Origin of the sequence: Antarctobacter sediminis (genome assembly GCF_019218285.1) — a bacterium.
In the GTDB taxonomy this organism is placed as follows: domain Bacteria; phylum Pseudomonadota; class Alphaproteobacteria; order Rhodobacterales; family Rhodobacteraceae; genus Antarctobacter; species Antarctobacter sediminis.
In genome coordinates this window covers 26,740-45,212 of sequence record NZ_JAHUZG010000006.1, presented here as the reverse complement: position 1 = coordinate 45,212, position 18,473 = coordinate 26,740, and the positions used below count along the sequence as shown (strand labels likewise).

The 18,473-nt window shown below is 62.2% G+C and carries 16 protein-coding genes and 1 tRNA gene; 7 read left to right on the top strand and 10 right to left on the bottom strand.

Going from position 1 to position 18,473, the window contains the following annotated elements; translation table 11 throughout:
* Positions 1–79: 79 nt before the first annotated feature.
* The 6 genes from KJP30_RS21665 to KJP30_RS21640 form a co-directional block, all read right to left on the bottom strand.
* Entirely contained in the window at positions 80–625 is a 546-nt protein-coding gene (locus KJP30_RS21665; RefSeq protein WP_218451466.1) for a terminase small subunit, read from the bottom strand.
* Between the two features lie 98 nt (positions 626–723).
* A complete protein-coding gene (locus KJP30_RS21660; protein WP_218451465.1) occupies positions 724–1,140 on the bottom strand; it encodes a hypothetical protein in 417 nt (138 codons plus the stop codon).
* Positions 1,109–1,918 (bottom strand): DUF1376 domain-containing protein, encoded by an 810-nt coding sequence (locus tag KJP30_RS21655; protein ID WP_218451464.1) that lies wholly within the window; start codon positions 1,916–1,918, stop codon positions 1,109–1,111. The genes KJP30_RS21660 and KJP30_RS21655 overlap by 32 nt, the downstream gene beginning before the upstream one ends.
* 201 nt (positions 1,919–2,119) lie before the next feature.
* Positions 2,120–2,401 carry a helix-turn-helix transcriptional regulator gene (locus KJP30_RS21650; RefSeq protein WP_246594693.1) on the bottom strand — a complete coding sequence of 94 codons (282 nt, stop codon included), beginning with the start codon at positions 2,399–2,401 and terminating at the stop codon, positions 2,120–2,122.
* A gap of 612 nt (positions 2,402–3,013) precedes the next feature.
* Entirely contained in the window at positions 3,014–3,865 is an 852-nt protein-coding gene (locus tag KJP30_RS21645) for a hypothetical protein (protein WP_218451463.1), read from the bottom strand.
* Positions 3,866–4,110: 245 nt separating this feature from the next.
* Positions 4,111–4,200 (bottom strand) — tRNA-Ser (locus KJP30_RS21640).
* Between the two features lie 211 nt (positions 4,201–4,411).
* Here KJP30_RS21640 and KJP30_RS21635 point away from each other — a divergent pair.
* The 4 genes from KJP30_RS21635 (at position 4,412) to KJP30_RS21620 (ending at position 8,432) form a co-directional block, all read left to right on the top strand.
* Positions 4,412–5,332 (top strand): SPOR domain-containing protein, encoded by a 921-nt coding sequence (locus tag KJP30_RS21635; protein WP_218451462.1) that lies wholly within the window; start codon positions 4,412–4,414, stop codon positions 5,330–5,332.
* A gap of 150 nt (positions 5,333–5,482) precedes the next feature.
* The gene (locus KJP30_RS21630; protein ID WP_224874492.1) at positions 5,483–6,643 is read left to right on the top strand and encodes a D-alanyl-D-alanine carboxypeptidase family protein; all 1,161 of its coding nucleotides are present in this window, start codon (positions 5,483–5,485) and stop codon (positions 6,641–6,643) included.
* Complete coding sequence (gene tmk, locus KJP30_RS21625; protein ID WP_218451460.1) at positions 6,640–7,287, top strand: dTMP kinase; 648 nt, start codon at positions 6,640–6,642, stop codon at positions 7,285–7,287. Before KJP30_RS21630 ends, tmk begins: the two co-directional genes overlap by 4 nt.
* Positions 7,284–8,432, top strand: coding sequence for a DNA polymerase III subunit delta' (locus KJP30_RS21620; protein WP_218451459.1), 1,149 nt, complete (start codon positions 7,284–7,286; stop codon positions 8,430–8,432). The genes tmk and KJP30_RS21620 overlap by 4 nt, the downstream gene beginning before the upstream one ends.
* A gap of 168 nt (positions 8,433–8,600) precedes the next feature.
* Here the strand turns inward: KJP30_RS21620 and KJP30_RS21615 are convergent, their stop codons facing one another.
* Positions 8,601–9,665, bottom strand: a complete 1,065-nt coding sequence (locus KJP30_RS21615) for an Mrp/NBP35 family ATP-binding protein (RefSeq protein WP_218451458.1) — start codon at positions 9,663–9,665, stop codon at positions 8,601–8,603.
* A 225-nt stretch (positions 9,666–9,890) separates the two neighbouring features.
* Between KJP30_RS21615 and KJP30_RS21610 the strand changes: the two genes are divergently transcribed.
* The 3 genes from KJP30_RS21610 to KJP30_RS21600 all read left to right on the top strand — a co-directional run bounded on the left by KJP30_RS21610 (position 9,891) and on the right by KJP30_RS21600 (position 14,909).
* Positions 9,891–10,109 carry a DUF1127 domain-containing protein gene (locus KJP30_RS21610; protein ID WP_218451457.1) on the top strand — a complete coding sequence of 73 codons (219 nt, stop codon included), beginning with the start codon at positions 9,891–9,893 and terminating at the stop codon, positions 10,107–10,109.
* A gap of 760 nt (positions 10,110–10,869) precedes the next feature.
* Positions 10,870–11,466 (top strand): hypothetical protein, encoded by a 597-nt coding sequence (locus KJP30_RS21605; RefSeq protein WP_218451456.1) that lies wholly within the window; start codon positions 10,870–10,872, stop codon positions 11,464–11,466.
* 263 nt (positions 11,467–11,729) lie between these two features.
* A complete protein-coding gene (locus KJP30_RS21600; protein ID WP_218451455.1) occupies positions 11,730–14,909 on the top strand; it encodes a valine--tRNA ligase in 3,180 nt (1,059 codons plus the stop codon).
* Between the two features lie 86 nt (positions 14,910–14,995).
* Here KJP30_RS21600 and KJP30_RS21595 read toward each other — a convergent pair whose 3' ends face one another.
* The 3 genes from KJP30_RS21595 to KJP30_RS21585 form a co-directional block, all read right to left on the bottom strand.
* Complete coding sequence (locus KJP30_RS21595) at positions 14,996–16,582, bottom strand: thiamine pyrophosphate-binding protein (RefSeq protein WP_218451454.1); 1,587 nt, start codon at positions 16,580–16,582, stop codon at positions 14,996–14,998.
* On the bottom strand, positions 16,582–18,030 hold the full coding sequence (locus tag KJP30_RS21590; RefSeq protein WP_218451453.1) for a TrkH family potassium uptake protein: 1,449 nt from the start codon (positions 18,028–18,030) through the stop codon (positions 16,582–16,584). Before KJP30_RS21590 ends, KJP30_RS21595 begins: the two co-directional genes overlap by 1 nt.
* Positions 18,031–18,136: 106 nt before the next feature.
* On the bottom strand, positions 18,137–18,364 hold the full coding sequence (locus KJP30_RS21585; RefSeq protein ID WP_218451452.1) for a hypothetical protein: 228 nt from the start codon (positions 18,362–18,364) through the stop codon (positions 18,137–18,139).
* Positions 18,365–18,473: the final 109 nt, after the last annotated feature.

The window sequence follows — 18,473 nt, the reverse complement described above, 5'->3', positions numbered from 1 at the left end:
TAGAAAAGATCAGACATGTCACCGCTCGTTTTTCAAACGGTGAATCACGCCACCCAGAGGAAATCAATGGGGGCTGAGCCTAGGTGTCGGAACGAAGGGCGGTCGCTACCGGCAACGGCTTGGCCTTCCCCATCAAAGCATGTGCGAAAGCGGCCATGGGATCGCCCTTTGGCTTTTGCTCATACAGGTTGAAATGCTTAAAGAGCTTCTCCAGTGCCGCGTTCTTGTCCCAGAACTTGATCTCGGTTGTGAACACCATTTCGCCTTCGCCGGAGCCGGGGGCGACTTTCGAGGTGACCTTGATCGACTGGATGGCCCTGGCGGCGTTCTCGGACAGGGCGTCGACGGGCAGGAGGCGACCGTCCTTATCGAAGAGCTCGCGGATGTCGCTGAAGGCGATCTGTCCGATCTCTTCCAGCACCTGCGCCGCCGTCATTTCAGCCTGTTCGGCGGCAGCGTCCTGCAACTCTCGAATACGCTGCCCGATGTGTTCATTTGCGTTCATCCGAGCGGCATTGGAGCGGTTCGCCTTGTAGCCGGCTTCGACGTAGGCCGTGTCGATGGTCATGCCCGCAACCCGAGCTTGGGCGAAGGCTTCGTGGCGCGTGTTCTTGAGGGTGGACATGGTTGAATCCTACATGGCTGGCTTCAATTGGCTAGTTGCATCGGGCCTCCGGCCAGTGCCAAGAAACCCTGAGCAAGACTGGCTTTGGAAGTGGGGGACTACGATTCAGTGGCGGTGCTTCCGAACCTTTGGGGCCGGAAACCGATCTCTTCCAGGATTTGTTTTGCCCTCTCAGGGCTGACCCTTTCCTTCCTTGGCTCTTCGGGGGGCGGATTTTTCGCCTTGTATTCGGCAATCTCTTCCTGTCTCTGGATGCCGATCAAGTTGAGAATGTCGCCCTCGTTGGGCATTTTCCGCGGATTGTTTCGAACCCATTTCTTGCAAGCCGATTTGACCTCTTCCAGAGTGAAGTCCTGAAGCGCATCCATCCAATCCGTCATTAGGCGATCATGCGCGGCGGTGCCGCGTTCAGGCTCCCAGCCAAATCGGTCCATCTTCTTCGCCATCACCTCCAGTTCCACCGCCAGCAGGGCGCGATGCTCTTTAATGCCCTGTGAGTCGAGCGATTTGCTCAATGGCAGGATCTGACCGGTGTCCGGGCAGGTGGGAAGGTTCGGATAGGCGACTGCGGTTGTCATAGTTTCCCTCCATGACTTTGGTGAAATTCGAAGCTTTGATGAGCCAGTCAAAGCCAAAACCGGTCCAAGGCCTTGACGTGCGACCACGGCAAAAGTCGCTCTCCTGGGCCTTGCCGACCGCGATCTTCCAGCCTTCCAGCCCACCGCAATCGTTCAGGCGGGCGTTCAGCTGTTTGCGGCGGGCGTCGGTCAGTTTCTGAACCTTCGGCCAGTCGGCCTGATCGGCGGCGGCGTTGAAGATGGTCACTGCCGTCTCGAGATCGCTGTCCAGCTCAGCCTGATCATCGCGAGGAGAGACGGAAACAGAAGTTTCTCTCTTCTCTGGTTCTGAATCTGGTTCTGGTTCTGGTTGGTCAGGCCGTGGAGTTCCCAAGCCATTGTTTTTGTTCTGCCCGAGGCTGTTTTGGCGCTGTGTATTCTGAAATTTTCCGAGTTTTTCGAGCTCGATATCGGCGCGAAAATTGCCCAGAAACTCGCCGTCAACGAACAGTTTGCCCATTTCGATGAGACGGTTGCGCTGTGTGCCCCACTTGCGCTTCGATGTTCCGAGGATTCCGCAGATGTACCCAGGATCATCCGGGAGGCGCCCGCTATGCATGTAGATGAGGTCGAGCACGAGGCGATAAGCGCCCTTGAGATCAGCCTCCATGCCAACGGTTCCCTCGATGAAATCCCGGGGATAGGCTTTGTAATAGGGGAGGCGGTTCTTGTTCATGCCACGGGCTCCGAGGACCGCTGGTCCTTGGCCCGGCAGGTCATGTAGACGCCGTTGCCCACGACCGGCCGGTACTGCACGGAGCACAGAATGATGGGCGTCCCCTGTGGCATGGCGCGCCGGTCCTCGCAAATGGCAAGGCCATGAGCGCCTATGGGGCAGTCGAAGGCCGGTATGAGGGACATTCCGAGGGCCATCACCTTAGCGCTCGGGAGCTTGCGGCGCGCTCAGGCGCTCGATGGCCGCGAGGACTTCGGACAGCTTCCAGCGGGTCATCGATCCGATACGAACCGGCTGCGGCATCGTGCCGTCAGCGACCCGGCGCCACCAGGTCGCCTTGGAGCAAGAGAGAAGGGCTGCGCCTTCCGTGTCGCGGATCAGGCGTTCGACAATGCCGGCAACCGAGTTCCCGGTGGCGAAAGGGTCAATTTCCGCTTGCGCGAAGGCTGTCGCCGTCGTGTCGATTGCAAAGTTCTTGTTCACTGCTCAGCCTCGCCTATCTTGCGTCGTGACGCGTCGTCATGCGTTGAGCTGAGACATAGAGATTTCACCGTGTGACAGTGGTCTGATGTGTCACAACTTTTGGTACCCACATGGCAGCATGTAAGGCTCGTAGTGCCGGGATCGCTCGCGCGCATTGCGTCACGCAACAGAATTGCCTTGTTGCGGAGCGCAAATCACATTGGAACGACTGCAGTGACGTTGACGGAACTGAGAGGTGCGGCGGCGCCCAGTTAGTGGTCCTGCGGGCGATCCGCGAGGCGGGTCGTGAACTTGGGCGACAGATGCGCAACAATCGCAGTCTGGGAGGCGCGCCATTCGAGCAGATAGGCCGTCACAGGAGGCCCGCCGTGGGTATTTCCTCAATTTGAGGACGGACGATCAGGCCGCCATCCGCAAGCAATACAATGGCGCGCTAAACGCTGATGTAATGCTTCTCGCCCAGCGCCGCAGCCTCGCGGCTGCTTCGAATGAAGGACAGGTGCGGGGAGAGGCAATGAGTCCTTCGGGGAGCGGGCCTCATTGCGTCGCGTCAGAGGCCGCCTCCGGATCGACGATTGCAACAGATTCGCGGAAGGCTGCCGATGGCCGTCCTCAAGCTGTTCCCGGCCCGCTTCTTCGCCGTTTTTGGTCCCTATAGTGCAACTGTCTATTGGCGCTGGCGGAGGTGCCGATCCCTTTTTGCGCGGCGAGTTCAGCAGCACGTTTCGCCGGGTGCCCTTCGGAAACAAGGCGCTGTATTTCCTTCAGAACAGCTTGGGACTGCTCTTTCGTCTGCCCCCTGCGCGCATCGCCACCGCGCGTTTGGGCCTGCCGAACCTTTCGACCGGTTGGCACAAACTGTTCAAGCTCTTTGCCCCAGGCGGCTTGAACATGGCGTCCGGCTGTGAAGCTTGCAAAGGCGACCTCGGCAATGATCTCAGAGAGCCATGTGCGGTCTTCTTCCGTGTCCATTTGCTCCGTCACCAAAGACGTCGTGAAATCGAGGCTCTCCAACAACTCCAGTGCGGCGTCGACATGCGCGCGGCGTGACAACTCGTCGACTCCCGCTGTAACCTCGGGCCACACAATGAGGTCGCCAAGGCATGCTTCCACTTCCTCCCGATGCTCCGCCCAGCCGACACTGGCAATCGGCGGGGGCCCTTCTGCGGCGGCTGCCAGCTCTCCAAGTTCAAGGATAATAGCCGCGCCCCGCAAGTGCTCCCGATGTTTCCAATGGCCTGCTGAGTCAGATTGCCGGATAAGCCGGACATTAGCCTCTTCGCCGTTCTCGACGCGAACCGTCGGTACGATCTCCTCCAGCCTGCGCAGCAATGCAAGGAGTGGCGCCTTGTCATCCGGGGCAAGTCGCAGATGGTCTCGCCACCATTCATCCACATCGTCCCAGAACGCGGTTTCAATGAGGGGCTCCCAGCCCCAGCTTGTTGTCTGCGGCTTGTCAGTCAAATCGATTTTCCTCCGCGATGAGGGGCAGAGCCATTCGAGTCACCTGAGCGGATGCAGAGTATCATAGATCGAAGCTGGATCCGGCAGGAACCCCAGTTAATCAACACGAAGAGAGCAACTGTATGGGCGATACAGCTTAACCTACCTAAGCCAAAACGCTAAACACGAAGTGTATCTGCAAGTGTATCTGCGGCTTTCTTCGTTCAAAAAGATCCAGTAAAAATCGCCTATTTGCTTGACGATCATGGCGGAGGCTCAGGGATTCGAACCCTGGGGACGCTCTCACGCCCAACGGTTTTCAAGACCGCCGCATTCGACCACTCTGCCAAACCTCCGGTCCGGACAGCGATAATCGGTGTTTCCCGATTCTGAAAGCACCTAGCCGAAAATCCGCGCAGCCGAATTTTGCAGGCTTTCCATGTGGGCCTTGACAAGTTATCCTTGTGCCAAACAGGGCCGTCAGAGCCCGTCAAGGCAGTGTGCGACCGGGAAAACCCGGCGCTCGCCCGGGAAACCCCGCGGCACCACAAGGGCAAGAGGCAAGACATGAGCGGCATCCTATCCAATCTTTCCCGGACTCTTCGTCTGTCCACCGCAGGCACGGCTCTTTTTCTGGTCGCAGCCTGCGCCGATGGTCAGATGCCGGGCTTTCTGAAATCCAAGGACGGCGGCGACGGTGACGTGGTCGCCCGCGCCAGTACCGCCGAGCCGCGCGGCACCCCGCGTGACGTCGAAGCGCCCGAGATCTTTGAGGCGAAAGAAGCCGGTCTCTGGGATGGCCGCCCCTCGCTGGGCGGCGTCTGGGTCGCGCATCCCGACGCCAAGGACCCCGAGCGGGTCATCATCCGCAACCAGCAGAACGGCAAGTTCGTGATCGGAGCGCTGTTCCGCAAGGAACGCGAAACGCCCGGCCCCCGGCTTCAGGTGTCGTCTGACGCAGCTGCCGCACTGGGCATGCTGGCGGGACAACCGACCAACCTTGACGTGGTGGCCCTGCGCCGCGAGGAAGCGCCCGAACCGCAGGCGGACCCTGAGGCACCGCTGGATGATCCGCTGTTGGCCGCCGCCCCTGCCGCGGGGGCCGTTCCCGCGGCTCCGGGCGTGGACGCTATGCCGCTGGATCCGGTGATCGGCGGTGCTGCCGCGGCCATCGACGGATCCGCCCCCACTCCGCCCAAGGCGCGCCCGGTTGCGCCGGCACCCAAACCCGCCGCTGTGGCAAGCACATCGAAGCTGGCGAAACCCTTTATCCAGATCGGCATTTTCAGCGTCGAGCAGAACGCCAAGAACACCGCCACTGCCATGCGGCAGGCCGGCATGGTGCCGACGGTCAAGACCTTCACCTCGAAGGGCAAGACCTTCTGGCGTGTGGTTGTCGGCCCGGCACAGTCCAAGGATGAACTGGCCACCCTGATCCAGACGATCAAAAAGACCGGCTTCACCGACGCTTACGCAGTTACGGACTGACCTGATGGATCTGCGCCCGGCGTGGCGTCCCCCTGAATCGGCGGTCCGCTGCGCGCGGGACTGCCCATCGGGATGACAGCCGGTCCGGCTTGGGCGATAACTGCCCTGTGTCGATCCCCATCCGCGACTCGGAGGAAATAGATGAGCCTGATGTTCCGCAGCCTTGTGACCGGCACTGCGCTGGCCTTGACCCTTTCCAGCGCCGCCATGGCGTTCGACACCCGCGCCCGGGCCGCCTTCGTGATGGATCAAACCACCGGAACCGTGCTGTTGGCCAAGGACGCCGACCTTGCGCTGCCGCCCGCGTCGATGTCCAAGCTCATGACGCTGTACATCGCTTTCGAGGCCATTCGCGACGGTCGCCTGCAACTGGATGAACGGCTGCCGGTGTCGGCCCACGCCATGTCTTTTGGCGGGTCGACGATGTTTCTGGACACCACCGACCGCGTCAAGGTCGAGGATCTGCTGCGCGGCGTGATCGTCCTGTCCGGCAACGACGCCTGCGTCGTTCTGGCCGAAGCGCTCAGCCCAGATGGCACCGAAGCAGGTTTTGCCCGCCTGATGACGCAGCGCGCGCAGCAGCTTGGCATGACCTCTTCGACGTTCAAGAACGCCTCAGGCTGGCCCGCGCAGGGCCATGTCATGTCCATGCGCGACCTGACGCTGCTGGCCACGCGGATCATCGGTGATTTCCCGGAATTCTACCCGATGTTCTCAGAGCGCAAATTCGAATTCGACGGGCGCGCGCCGTCGAACGTGAACAACCGCAACCCGCTTTTGGGTCTGGTGAACGGGGCTGACGGTCTCAAGACCGGTCACACCGCCGAGGCAGGCTATGGGCTGGTCGGATCGGCCAAGAACGGCGAGCGCCGCGTTGTCTTTGCGATCACCGGACTGGACAGCACCCGCGCCCGCGCCGAGGAATCCGAGGCCATCGTCAACTGGGCCTTCCGCCAGTTCGCGGAACAGACCGTGGTGACAAAGGGCGCCAGCATTGCCAGGGCCGAGGTCTGGATGGGATCTGCCGAACATGTTGATCTTGTTTCTGACAAGGACGTGACGCTGCTGCTGCCCACCATGAGCGCCGAGGGTATCAAAGCCGAAGTTGTCTATACCGGCCCGATTCAGGCCCCGGTGTCCAAGGGGCAAAAGCTGGCGGAACTCATCATCCAGCCCGATGGCCTGCCGGAAACCCGCGTCCCTCTGTTCGCCGCCGAAAAGGTGGACGCCGGCGGTTTCCTTGATCGGATGATGACGGTCAGCAGCCTGCTGATCAAACGTTTTGCCGAGGACGCCGAGGAGGCCATGTGACGACGACACACCGCCCCTGGCCCGGCCTGTTCATCAGTTTCGAAGGCATCGACGGGTCCGGCAAATCCACACAGGCGCGCGGCCTGTGCGACAGCCTGCGCGCCAAGGGGCTGGATCCGGTGCTGACCCGGGAACCGGGCGGCAGCCCGGGGGCCGAGGAGATCCGCGCGCTTGTCCTGCAAGGCGACCCGGATCGCTGGTCGGCGGAAACCGAACTTCTGTTGTTCACCGCCGCACGCCGCGACCATCTTGAACGGGTGATCCTGCCCGCCTTGGAAGCTGGCCGTATTGTCATCTGTGACCGTTTCGCTGACAGCACCCGGATGTATCAAGGACGCGGCGGCCTGCGGGCCAAGGTGGACGCCCTGCACAGACTGATGATCGGGGTCGAACCGGACCTGACGCTGCTGGTCGACATGCCGGCCGAGGCCGGGCTGTCGCGGGCCAAGGCGCGCGCCACCGCCGAAGAACGGTTCGAGGATTTCGGCTTGTCGCTCCAACAACAGATGCGCGACGGCTTCCTCGCTCTGGCGCATGAAGATCCCGAGCGCTTCCGGGTGATTGACGGCAATCGCGATATCGATGCCGTGGCCGCCGACATTCGCGCCGTCATTGCACCTCATCTGCCTAAGGCGCCTGCATGAACGACCCTGTCGACCTGCCAGAACCGGACCGGCTCGACGGTGCGCCGCATCCGCGCGAGACCCCGCGCGTCATCGGCCAGGACAAGGCCGAGCAAGCCTTCCTCACCGCCTATAACTCTGGCCGCCTGCACCATGGTTGGCTGTTGACCGGTCCGCGCGGGCTGGGCAAGGCCACGCTTGCCTGGCAAATCGCCCGCTTTCTTCTGGCCACCCCGCCGACAGATCAGGACGGGCTGATCGGTGCCCCTCCGCCCCCCGACACATTGCACATCGACCCGGACCACCCCGTTGCGCACCGCATGCGGGCCCTTTCCGAACCGGGTCTTTTCCTGCTGCGTCGGGGCGGCGCCGGCAGTTCGGACAGCGAGCGTGAGAAAGCCCTGAAAGACGGGCGTTTCTCCGACGTGATCCGCGTCGATGAAATCCGCAAGCTGCACAGCTTCTTTGGCCTCAGCTCTGCCGACGGAGGCCGCCGGGTCGTCATCGTCGACAGCGCGGACGAGTTGAATACCCCCGCCGCCAACGCACTGTTGAAAATGCTGGAAGAGCCGCCCGCCAATGCCACTCTGCTGCTGCTCAGCCACCAACCTGCGCGCCTCCTGCCCACGATCCGCTCCCGGTGCCGGACGCTGCGGCTTGCACCGCTTGGGGCTTCAGACATGGCACAGGCCCTCTCTCAGGCCGGGGCGGATGTGGCCGAGGATCAGATCGCACCGCTGACCACCCTGGCCGAAGGGTCCGTGGGCGCGGCGATGCGATTGCTGACACTGGACGGGCTGACCTTGTATGGCAACCTCCTGCGCCTTCTGGGCAGCATGCCCGCGCTCGACCGCGCCGGCCTGCTGGCGCTTTCCGACAGTTGCGCCGGCAAGGGCAAAGAAGCGCGGCTGGACCTATTGCTGACCCTGACCGACCAGATCGCCGCGCGGCTGGCCCGCGCAGGCGTAACCGGAACGCCGCCGCCCGAAGTCCTGCAAGGCGAGGCGGAAATCCTTTCCCGCCTCGCGCCCGATCCGGCGTCTGGCCGCCGCTGGGCCGAGATCTCTCAAGAAGCAGGTGACCGCGCCCGCCACGCCCGCGCCGTCAATATCGACGCGGGCGCCCTCGTCACAGATCTTTTCCTGCAACTGCAAAAGGCCCTGTAAGGCCCCGGGCACGCTCCTTCCCAGGCACGCCTTTTGCCGGGCCCGCCCCGCGCCACCGTTGCGCCGAACGACACATATATATGCGCCCAACACGCCTCCGGCAGCGCAGGCCCCTGCTTCTTCTTGGCCCAAATACTCAAACGCGCCGAAGGCGCAGCCGCATTTACCTCAGACGATCCCGCCTTTGATCAATCGATCCGCCAACTGAGCATAGGCCGTGGCCATGGCGCTGTCGCCCAGAGCCACCGGCATGCCCCCGTCACCGCCCAGCCGGGTATCAAGGTCGATCGGCAACTGTGCCAGCAAGGGCACCCCGATCTTCTCCGCCTCGGACACCACGCCGCCGTGCCCGAAGATATGGCTGTCCTTGCCGCAATGCGGGCAGGTGAAAACCGCCATGTTCTCGATCAGCCCCAGCACCGGCACTTTCAGTGTCGCAAAAGCGTCCAGCGCCTTGCGCGCGTCGATCAGCGCCACGTCCTGCGGGGTCGAGACCACGATCGCACCCGCCACTTCGGATTTCTGGGCCAGAGACAGTTGCACATCGCCCGTGCCCGGCGGCAGATCGACGATCAACACGTCCTTGGTGCCCCAGTCGACCTGCATCAGCATCTGCTGCAAGGCCCCCATCAACATCGGACCGCGCCAGACCACCGCCTTGTCCTCGGCCAGCATCGACCCGATCGACATCACCGTGACGCCATGCGCCGTGAGCGGGATGATCGTCTTGCCGTCCGGGCTGGCGGGTCTGTCCGTCAAGCCGAACATGCGCGGCTGCGAGGGGCCATGAATATCCGCATCCAGCAGCCCCACCGATTTTCCGGCCCGCGCCAGCGCCACGGCAAGGTTGGCGGATACGGTCGATTTGCCCACGCCGCCCTTTCCCGATCCCACGGCAAGGATCGTCTTGACGCCTGCGGGCTTCATCACGCCCTCCTGCGGTTTCGGGTGCCCCCCCATTTTCAACTGCGGCGGCGCCTTGGCGGCCGTCGGGGCGCTCAGCACCACGCTCGCCGAGGTGACACCGGGCACCGCCTCGACCGCGCGTTGCGCCATCTGGCGCAACGGCTCCATCTGGCGGGCCAGTTCGGCGCTGGGTGCCTCGATCACAAAGCGCACGACACCCTCGTCGACCCGCAAAGCTCGAATCATATCTCTGGAAATCAGGTTTCCACCGTCGGGCAGTTCGACTCTCTCCAGCGCCGCCTCGATCACGTTTGTTTTATCTGACATGCCTCTTCCTTCTGACGCGCGCCCCATCAGTGGCGCTGACCTCGCGTTAGCGCAACCCACGGTCGCGCGATTGCCCAAAGATCGGGCGTAACCCCCAAGAATTGAACAAATTCCCCATGCACTTTCTGCATAGCGGCATTGCCTCTCCGGCCATTGTGCACCCGCAGCATTTCGACCATCTTTAGCGCAACCAAACGAACACAGCTTTTACTGAGGCACTGAACAATGGCACATGCAACGGCGATTTCTTCCAAAGCCCACAGCGGTTTCGGCGCACGTTTTGCCGGCTTTGTCGAGATGCTCCAGGCACGCCACGCCCGCCGCAAGGTCTACAAGCAGACCTACGCAGAGCTGGCGGCTCTGAGCAACCGCGATCTGGCCGACCTTGGCCTGGCCCGCAGCGAGATCTCTCGCATCGCATGGCAGGCCGCGAACGAGAACTGAGTTTTCAGGCGGGACGCTTCTCCTCCCAGTCCCGTCTGGTCTGACGCCGGCTTCTCTCTCCTCCCTTGGAGCCGGCGTCCCAAATTCCGGGGTCGATGACCCCTTGTATCCGCGGGCCTCTCCTCCCAAATCGGCCTGCAGACAGAGCGGCGGCACCTCTCCTCCTCCCTGGTGTCGCCGCACCAAATTCCGGGGCCAAGGTGGCCTCATCGAAATGTCGGGCCCCTCTCCTCCTCCCTGGGGTCTTGCATAAGCGGCGGTGCCTCTCCTCCTCCCTGGCACCGCCGCACCAGAATTCCGGGGCCCCGATGGCCCCAACCAGATGTCGGGCCCCTCTCCTCCTCCCTGGGGTCTCACATAAGCGGCGGCACCTCTCCTCCTCCCTGGTGTCGCCGCACCAAATTCCGGGGCCCCGATGGCCTCAACCAGATGTCGGGCCCCTCTCCTCCTCCCTGGGGTCTTGCATAAGCGGCGGTGCCTCTCCTCCTCCCTGGCACCGCCGCACCAGAATTCGGTTTCGAGGCCCCTCTCCTCCTCCCTGGGGTTTCGTGACTTAGCCCGCGATGTCCGTCATCGCGGGCTTTTTTCTTTGGGGGTATCCGCACAGGGTGTTGGTGCGCTTCCGCGTTTCGAACAGGCGCCGCGCAGAGGTCTGGTTCGAGCCCAAACGCACCGATGCTGCGCGGCGATTGAATGGCTGCATTGAGGAGTGAAGCGTGATTTACAGGTACTACGCGGTTGCTATGGAGGTCATCGCAAGATGGGAAATGTTGATGCCGAAGCGTTGTCTGAAAATATTGCTGAAGTAGTAGACAGGATTATATCACTAAATGCTAAACTATCCGCTTTTTGGGCCTCCGCTCATGGCTGGGCGCCCGAAGATGCGGCCAAATTGCTCTCCAAATCACGCTTAGACTGGCAGGTTTCACTTTCAAAAACGCTCTATTTTTGGATCGATCGAAACTCAATGACCGACGGGGAATTGATCTTGGCTTGGGCTAATCTGGGTGCGTTACTTGAAGGTACTCTGAAGCTCTTCTTTTCAGTCTACTATTCGGATTTTCAGACGGACACTGAAGCGCTCAAGAAGGCGAATGCTTACGACTACAAGAAGAATACCCACAAGGAGCCTGACGGGCTAACACTCGAGGTCCTGCGTAGATACAGCATTCACAAAAATCTCTTCGCAGAGGCACATCTAGTAATGTTTCAACTTGTGCAAAACCGTCGAAACGCGATTCACGCTTACAAGGATCGTGAGCTGGGCAACGTAACTGAGTTTAGAGATGCTGTGCGCGGCTACATGAAGTTTCTTACCGACGTTGATCTTCGCGTTCCATACCCAGATTTCCGGTGAGGCTCGCGCCGGAAAGCCGCCATCTGCGTAGTCGCTGCGTATTCACCCTTCGTCCGCATAGCGGACCGACACGGTTTGCGCCCCCCTTTTCTTTCGGGCATCCGTCCCGGCAAAGCCCGGCGCTTGGTGCCATAAGGGACGGTGGGTGGGGCGATCTGCGCAGCAGGAGCGTCTTGCCGAAGGCAAGCCCGCCCTCCGGCCCCCTTCCCCTTCGCGCCCCCTTGGCGTAGACCCTCCGCCAACACCCGACGAGGACAAGACCGATGCCCCTGGAAAAAAGCTTCAACGCCGCCGAGGCCGAACCCCGCCTGACCGAGAAATGGCTCAAGACGGGTGCCTTCCGCGCCGGCGCCAACAAAAGCCGCGACGAAAGCTTTACCATCATGATCCCACCGCCCAACGTGACGGGCGCGCTGCACGTGGGTCATGCCTTCAACAACACGTTGCAGGACATCCTGATCCGCTGGCACCGGATGCGCGGGTTCGACACGCTCTGGCAACCCGGTCAGGACCATGCGGGCATCGCGACCCAGCTACAGGTCGAGAAAAAGCTCAAGGCCGAAAGCAACCTGCGCCGGACAGACCTGACGCGGCAGGAGTTTCTCGACAAGGTCTGGGAATGGAAAGGCCAGTACGGCGGCACCATCGTCAACCAGCTTCAGCGGCTGGGTTGTTCCTGCGACTGGGACCGCAACGCCTTTACCATGGCGGGCGCGCCGGGCGACCCGCGCACGGGCCACGAAAACTCGCCCAACTTCCATGACGCGGTCATCAAGGTCTTTGTCGACATGTACGAAAAGGGTCTGATCTACCGCGGCAAGCGGCTGGTCAACTGGGACCCGCATTTCGAAACCGCGATTTCCGACCTCGAAGTCGAGAACATCGAGGTTGCCGGCCACATGTGGCACTTCAAGTACCCGCTGGCGGGTGGTGCCACCTATGAATACGTGGAAAAGGACGAGGACGGGAACGTCACCCTGCGCGAAACGCGCGACTATATCTCGATCGCCACCACGCGCCCCGAAACAATGCTGGGTGACGGCGCCGTGGCCGTCCACCCCAAGGACGAACGCTATGCCTCGATCGTCGGCAAGCTTTGCGAGATCCCCGTCGGCCCGAAGGAACATCGCCGCCTGATCCCGATCATCACCGATGAATACCCCGATCCGACCTTCGGCTCGGGCGCGGTCAAGATCACCGGCGCGCATGACTTCAACGACTACCAGGTGGCCAAGCGCGGCGGCATTCCGATGTACCGCCTGATGGATATGCGCGGCCATATGCGCACCGATGGCAATGCCTATGCCGAGGCTGCCGAAATCGCCATGCAGGTGGCCGAAGGCGACCGCACCCTGACCGAGGCCGAGGCCGACAGCATCAACCTCGTCCCCGACCATCTGCGCGGGCTGGACCGTTTCGAGGCGCGTGAAAAGGTGGTGGCCGAAATCACCGCCGAGGGGCTGGCCGTCATGACCACCTCGGATGACCCGCGCCTTGGTCCGAAGAAAAAACTCAAGAAGGGCGAGGAAGAACCGCCCGTGACCGAGGTCCCGCTGGTCGAGGCCAAGCCGATCATGCAGCCTTTCGGGGACCGCTCCAAGGTGGTCATCGAACCGATGCTGACCGACCAGTGGTTCGTCGATGCCGAAAAGGTCGTCGGCCCCGCGCTGGACGCCGTGCGCAATGGCGACATCAAGATCATGCCGGAAAGCGGCGAAAAGACCTATTACCACTGGCTTGAAAACATCGAGCCCTGGTGCATCTCGCGCCAGCTGTGGTGGGGTCACCAGATCCCCGTCTGGTACGGGCTGGACCTTTCGGCCAAGCGTGGCAAGCAATACGATCAGGAACAGGACGGCGCGCTCGACCTTGTCGAGATGCGCGAATTGCTGGACGACCAGCGCCTCTTGATCGGCGAGGAACACCACCACGCCGCGCATGACTTCGATGCCGTCAAATCGCAGTTCGAAGACGTGCTCTCGGGCCTTCCCACGCCGCTGAACCACGCCCGCGTGATCGAGGTCGCGGACCGCGCCACAGCCGTTCAGCGCTTCGCCGAAGGGCTGGCACAGTACGAGGCCACGCAGGATCCGACCAAACTGGTCTATCCGACATGGCGTGAATCCGATGTGCTGGACACATGGTTCAGCTCGGGCCTCTGGCCCATCGGCACGCTGGGCTGGCCTGCCGACACCGACGAGATGAAGCGTTTCTTCCCGACCTCGGTGCTGATCACCGGCTTTGACATCCTGTTCTTCTGGGTGGCCCGGATGATCATGATGCAGCTTGCTGTCGTGGGGGAAAAACCCTTCCACACGGTCTATCTGCACCAGCTCGTCCGCGACGAGAAGGGCAAGAAGATGTCCAAGACCACCGGCAACGTCATCGACCCGCTGGAAATCGTCGATGAATACGGTGCCGATGCGCTGCGCTTCACCAATGCTTCGATGGCCTCCATCGGGGGCGTGCTGAAACTGTCGGTGGACCGTATCGCCGGATATCGCAACTTTGGCACCAAGCTGTGGAACGCCTGCCGCTTTGCCGAGATGAACAATGTCTTCGACGCGCATGAAATGGTGCTGGACCCCGGCTTTGCCCCCAAGGCCGAACAGACCGTCAACCGCTGGATCATCGGCGAAACCGCCCGCGTGCGGGAAACCGTTGATGCCGCGCTGACCGAATACCGGTTCAACGACGCGGCAAACGCGCTTTATGCCTTTGTCTGGGGCAAGGTCTGCGATTGGTACGTGGAATTCTCCAAACCGCTGTTCGGCTCCGAGGACGGTCAGGTGGTCAATGAAACCCGCGCCACAATGGCATGGGTGCTGGACCAATGCCTGATCATGCTGCACCCGATCATGCCCTTCATCACCGAAGAGCTCTGGGACACGCTGGGCGCGCGGTCGGAAATGCTGGTCCACACCGATTGGCCGACCTATGCCGCCGCCGATCTGGCCGATCCTTCGGCGGATACGGAAATGTCCTGGGTCATCTCGCTGATCGAAGGCGTGCGTTCGGCCCGGTCACAGATGCACGTTCCGGCCGGTCTGTATGTGCCGATGCTGGTCAAGGGCATCACGCCCGAGGAACAGGCCGCCTGGGACCGCAATCAGGCGCTGATCCTCAAGCTGGCGCGGATCGAGGGCCTGACCACGGTCGAAGACTTCCCCAAGGGCTGCGTCACCGTCCCCGTGGGCCAGGCCACCTTTGGCCTGCCGCTGGCTGACATCATCGACGTGGGTGAGGAAAAGGCCCGGCTTGAAAAGACGCTGGGCAAACTGGCCAAGGAAATCGGCGGCCTGCGCGGTCGCCTGAACAATCCCAAGTTCGCCGAAAGCGCCCCCGCCGAGGTGGTCGAGGAGGCCAAGGAAAACCTTGCCGCCCGCGAAGGCGAAGAGGCCAAGCTGAAAGAAGCGCTGGCCCGTCTGGCCGAGATCGGCTGACGCGGCATCCTGAAACAGCAAAGGCCGGGCACCCTGCCCGGCCTTTTTGTTGGTGCGGTATGGCGTGGCCGCCCATGGGGCCACGGTCAGATCAAGGCCGGGGTCATCCGGATCAAGGTCGGCCCGTCGGCCTCAAAAGCCTCCAGCAGCGCCCGTTGCAGCCCGGCAAGGCTCGCCGGTTCCACCGCCCCGGCCCCATAGGCCCGCGCCAGCGCGAGGAAATCGGGATTGCGGGCAACCACGGCATTGGGCGCGATTTGAGCACCCACCATCGAGTCACGTATCTCTCCCAACGAACCATTGTCCCAGACAAGAATCGGCAGCGGCAGCCCCAGTTCGACCGCCGTGCCCAATTCGGGCAGCGTGTATTGCAGACCATAGTCGCCAAGGATCGCGCAGGTTGGCAGGCCCGGCCGCGCCACGGCTCCGCCAATCGCGGCGGGCAAGGCATAGCCCAAGGTGCCATAGCCGCAGGGATGGTGCCAATGCCCCGCCCGCGGCATGTCCCAGATCTCTTTGGCGCCATAGGCGAACTGGGTCATGTCGGAATAAATCATCGCCTCGGCAGGCATGACGTCGCGTAGCGCCTCGGCCACTTCGACGATGCCTGGACGTTCCGCCATGACCTCGGCCCGCCAGCGTGCCCGCGTGGCGGCGACCATCTCAGCGTCCCAACACGGCGGGCGATCGTCATTGCGTGCCGGTATCGCAATCGTCATCGCCCGGATCAGCGCTGCCGCATCACCGATCAGCCCCAAATCCCCGGCGCGCAGGCCCGACAGCACCTCGGGGTCCAGATCGACGCGGATCATGCGCCCTTGGTGGCCAAGTTCATCGCGCCAGAGGTCGACCTCGGACAATTCGGTGCCCAAGGCGACCACAAGGTCAGCTTCTGCGGCCACCCGCGCGCTGTCGGGCCGGGCAAGGAAGCTGCCAAAGGACCAGGGATGGCCGGGAGGAACGATCCCGCGCCCGGCATAGGTCGTGAAACAGGCCGCCCCTGTCTGCTGCAACAGAGCGGGTACATCGGCGGCGCCGGCCACGGCCCCGCCTCCAAAAACGAACAGCGGCTTTTCCGCCTCGGACAGCGCGTCGATCACGGCGTAGATCTGGTAATGGGTCAGATGGGCGCGTTCGGGGCGCGGAGGAACCGCCGGTGCGGGATCGGCCAACGCCCCCAGCGCCGCGATCGGCACATGCAGCGCCTTGGGCCGTGGTCGCGACGAGGCGAATTCGCCCAAGGCCCGGTCGATCAAACGATAGACCGCAGCCGGATCCGAGGCTTGTTCCGACCAGTCACAGACCGTCGCCCCCGCCAATTTCTGGTCCCGCATCTGATGCAATTGCCCCCGGCGCGCCGAGGTTTCGTCAAGGCAGGAGGCCAGCGCCAGCACCGGCACACTGTCAGAATAGGCCTGCCCCAGCGCCGTCATCGCGTTGACGAAGCCCGGCCCTGTGATCAGATAGCAGACGCCGGGCCGCCCGGTGGCCCGCGCATAGCCATCGGCCATAAAGCCCGCGCCCTGTTCGTGGCGCGCCAGCACATGCGTGATGCCGGCCTCTTCGATGCCTCGATACATCTCGATATTGTGGACACCGGGAATGCCGAAAATCACCTCGACTCCGCGCGCCTTGAGCGCATGGCTGATTTCTGCACCAAGGGGTTTTTGCATCAGGCCCTCCAGAAGCCGACAGTGAACAGGGCAAAGACAACCAAAAGCTCAAGCCGTCCGGCAAGCATGGCGAAACTCAGCATCCATTTGGCGGTATCGCTGAGCGTGGCAAAATTGCCCGCCGGGCCGATAGTGTCCCCCAGCCCCGGACCGATGTTGGCAATCGCCGTCGCCGCACCGGACACCGAAGTGATGAAATCCAGCCCCGTCAGGCTCAGCCCGACCGACAGCACCCCAAGCGACACCACGAAGAAAACGAAGAAGCTCATGACCGAGCTCATGACATCCGGCCCGACCGGACGCCCCTGATAGCGTGGCACGAACACGCCATGCGGCGAGCGGATGCGACGCAACTGAACCCGGATCGACGCGATCAGCAGTTGATAGCGGAAGATCTTGACCGAACAGGCGGTAGATCCGGCGCAACCACCGATCAGCCCGATGAAAAAGAACATGGCGATCAGGAACGGCCCCCAGGACATGTAATCGACGCTGGCATATCCTGTGCCGGTCATGATCGACGTGATGTTGAACAGCGCCTCGCGCACCGCCTGTTCCGGGTGGTGTGGAAAGATCGACAGCAAGGTAAATGACGTCACAACGGCAAGGATGCCGATGATCCCGACAAAGGCGATCACCTGACTGTCCGAGAACAGCACATAGCGCGCCCCGGCCACCATCTGGACGTAGCGCACGAAAGGCAGCGCGGCCAACACCATGAAAACCGAGGCCACGTATTCCGCGGGCCCCGAGAACGTGCCGAACGAGGCATCGTAATTGGCGAAGCCCCCTGTCGAGACCGTCGTCATGGCGTGAACCGTCGCGTCAAAGGCATTCATGCCGGTCAAAAGATAGCAGATGGTACAGACCAGCGTGAGCGTGATGTAAATCGACGAGATCGAGGCCGAAATCTGCGTCGCGCGGGGCAGGATCTTGCCCATGGTATCAAAGGCCTCGGAGCGAAATATCTGCATCCCGCCAACCCGCAATTCCGGGAGAAAGACCATGGCAACGACGATGATCCCGATGCCACCCAGCCATTGCAACAACCCGCGCCATAGCAACAGCCCCTTGGGCAGGTCGTCCAAACCGGTAAAGACCGTCGATCCGGTGGTGGTCATGCCCGACATGGCCTCGAAATAGGCATCTGTCAGGCTGGCGTCCGTCGCGCCCAGCATGAAAGGCAACGCCCCAAAGATCGGCAGCACCGCCCAAACGCCCGTCGTCAGCAAAAAAGTCTGCTGCAACGACAGCCCCTCTTTGACCGCATTGGCGCAGGACAGCGCGGTCAGCCCTCCGGCGAGAATGGTGATCGCGGCGCTTTCCAGAAAGACGGGCCATTCACCCCGCCCCTCGGCCAGATCGACCACAAGCGGCAACAACATGCAGCCGCCAAGACAGGCGACCAGCAGGCCAATCACGTAAGCGACAGGGCGGACATCCAACATGGGATGGAGCGTTGGCCCGCCGGAACCGGACTGTCAAGCAGGCGCCGTCATGACGTGAAGGGGATCTGTGCCAATGCCCCGTTGCTATAAAACCGTCGGCCCCCTGTCAGGCGGCCAGAAGATCGCGAAAAACAAAGGGCAGAATGTCGTCGCGTCCGATGCCAAGCCGTGCAAGTTCGGCATCACTGGCGCTTTCCAAAGCGATGATCTGGCGCAGGCGGGCGCGGCGCAACTGGCCCGGGTTCATGCCAAAGCCGACTTCGGTCAGGAAAACATCTATGCGTGCGTTCAGGGACCTGTGGCCCATCCCGATCTGTACATTGTCGCGTGTCATCGCCGGAAACCTTTCATGCCTGAAATCGGTTTCCTCCCTTCGGCAAGCTTGTCACATCAGGCGTGACCAAGCCATGAACGGGACATGACATTTCTGCCGCGGCAGGCGG

Excerpts from the sequence above, each read along its gene's own strand:
- KJP30_RS21665 (WP_218451466.1), bottom strand. The coding sequence starts at position 625 with ATGTCCACCCTCAAGAACACGCGCCACGAAGCCTTCGCCCAAGCTCGG.
- KJP30_RS21655 (WP_218451464.1), bottom strand. The coding sequence starts at position 1,918 with ATGAACAAGAACCGCCTCCCCTATTACAAAGCCTATCCCCGGGATTTC.
- KJP30_RS21635 (WP_218451462.1), top strand. The coding sequence starts at position 4,412 with ATGAGCGGCATCCTATCCAATCTTTCCCGGACTCTTCGTCTGTCCACC.
- KJP30_RS21630 (WP_224874492.1), top strand. The coding sequence starts at position 5,483 with ATGTTCCGCAGCCTTGTGACCGGCACTGCGCTGGCCTTGACCCTTTCC.
- KJP30_RS21620 (WP_218451459.1), top strand. The coding sequence starts at position 7,284 with ATGAACGACCCTGTCGACCTGCCAGAACCGGACCGGCTCGACGGTGCG.
- KJP30_RS21615 (WP_218451458.1), bottom strand. The coding sequence starts at position 9,665 with ATGTCAGATAAAACAAACGTGATCGAGGCGGCGCTGGAGAGAGTCGAA.
- KJP30_RS21610 (WP_218451457.1), top strand. The coding sequence starts at position 9,891 with ATGGCACATGCAACGGCGATTTCTTCCAAAGCCCACAGCGGTTTCGGC.
- KJP30_RS21605 (WP_218451456.1), top strand. The coding sequence starts at position 10,870 with ATGGGAAATGTTGATGCCGAAGCGTTGTCTGAAAATATTGCTGAAGTA.
- KJP30_RS21600 (WP_218451455.1), top strand. The coding sequence starts at position 11,730 with ATGCCCCTGGAAAAAAGCTTCAACGCCGCCGAGGCCGAACCCCGCCTG.
- KJP30_RS21595 (WP_218451454.1), bottom strand. The coding sequence starts at position 16,582 with ATGCAAAAACCCCTTGGTGCAGAAATCAGCCATGCGCTCAAGGCGCGC.
- KJP30_RS21590 (WP_218451453.1), bottom strand. The coding sequence starts at position 18,030 with ATGTTGGATGTCCGCCCTGTCGCTTACGTGATTGGCCTGCTGGTCGCC.
- KJP30_RS21585 (WP_218451452.1), bottom strand. The coding sequence starts at position 18,364 with ATGACACGCGACAATGTACAGATCGGGATGGGCCACAGGTCCCTGAAC.